Origin of the sequence: Pseudomonas sp. S3E12 (assembly GCF_001702295.1) — a bacterium.
Taxonomy (GTDB): Bacteria; Pseudomonadota; Gammaproteobacteria; order Pseudomonadales; family Pseudomonadaceae; genus Aquipseudomonas; species Aquipseudomonas marginalis.
This window is the reverse complement of sequence record NZ_MBDT01000023.1, coordinates 1-1,755: the sequence shown is the minus strand read 5'-3', so window position 1 is coordinate 1,755 and position 1,755 is coordinate 1. Positions and strand designations below refer to the sequence as shown.

1 protein-coding gene is annotated in these 1,755 nt (G+C 58.0%); it reads left to right on the top strand.

Going from position 1 to position 1,755, the window contains the following annotated elements:
• The coding region (locus tag BB029_RS33355; RefSeq protein WP_168166827.1) for a hypothetical protein at window positions 1-1,755 on the top strand (1,755 nt) is incomplete at both ends.

The window sequence follows — 1,755 nt, the reverse complement described above, 5'->3', positions numbered from 1 at the left end:
ACTCCAACGGCACCGGCCAACCGACCGTTACCCTGCATAACGACGTGCCGGTCATCAGCGTTTCCCCGGAAACCATCGATGAAAACTCCGCTACAGCGGGCACCGTCGCTGGCCGCTTCACCGCGACTGATGAAGAAACCCCACGCGAAGGTTTGACTGTCTCCTTCACCGGCAGCAGCAATGCCGACGGCTACTACGCCATCGTTGATAACAACGTCGTGCTGACTCAGAAGGGCGCTGACTTCGTTAACGCCGGCAATCAACTGCCGAAGATTGACCTGACCGTCACTGACCCAGAAGGCCTGAACTCCAACGGCACTGGCCAGCCGACCGTCACTTTGCACAACGATGTTCCGGTGATCGCCATTGCGCCAGAAACTATCGATGAAAACTCCGCTACTGCGGGCACCGTCGCAGGCCGCTTCACCGCTACGGACGAAGAAACCCCACGCGAAGGCCTGACTGTTTCCTTCACCGGCAACAGCAATTCCGACGGCTACTACGCCATCGTTGATAACAACGTCGTGCTGACCCAGAAGGGCGCGGATTTTGTTAACGCCGGCAATCAACTGCCGAAGATTGACCTGACCGTCACTGACCCAGAAGGCGCCAGCTCCAACGGCACCGGCCAACCGACCGTTACCCTGCATAACGACGTGCCGGTCATCAGCGTTTCCCCGGAAACCATCGATGAGAACTCCGCTACGGCGGGTACTGTCGCTGGCCGCTTCACTGCGACCGATGAAGAAACCCCACGCGAAGGCCTGACTGTTTCCTTCACCGGCAGCAGCAACGCAGATGGCTACTACGCCATCGTTGATAACAACGTTGTGCTGACCCAGAAGGGCGCGGATTTTGTTAATGCCGGCAATCAACTGCCGAAGATTGACCTGACCGTCACTGACCCAGAAGGCCTGAACTCCAACGGCACTGGCCAGCCGACCGTCACTTTGCACAACGATGTTCCGGTGATCGCCATTGCGCCAGAAACTATCGATGAAAACTCCGCTACTGCGGGCACCGTCGCAGGTCGCTTCACCGCGACCGATGAAGAAACACCACGCGAAGGCCTGACTGTCTCCTTCACCGGCAACAGCAACGCGGATGGCTACTACAGCCTTTCCGGCAACAACGTTGTACTGACCCAGAAGGGTGCCGACTTCGTTAACGCCGGCAATCAACTGCCGAAGATCGATCTGACCGTCACTGACCCTGAAGGCCTGAACTCCAACGGCACTGGCCAGCCGACTGTTACTCTGCACAACGACGTGCCGGTCATCAGCGTTTCCCCGGAAACCATCGATGAAAACTCCGCCACTGCGGGCACCGTTGCTGGCCGCTTCACCGCGACCGATGAAGAAACCCCACGCGAAGGCCTGACCGTCTCCTTCACGGGTAACAGCAATGCTGATGGCTACTACAGCCTGTCCGGCAACAACGTTGTACTGACGCAAAAAGGTGCTGACTTCGTTAACGCCGGCAATCAACTGCCGAAGATTGACCTGACCGTCACTGACCCTGAAGGCCTGAACTCCAACGGCACTGGCCAGCCGACTGTTACTCTGCACAACGATGTGCCAGTGATCAGCGTCGCGCCAGAAACCATTGATGAAAACTCTGCCACAGCGGGCACCGTCGCTGGCCGCTTCACTGCGACCGACGAAGAAACACCACGCGAAGGCCTGACTGTTTCCTTCACCGGCAACAGCAACGCAGACGGCTACTACGCCATCGTTGATAACAACGTCGTGCTGA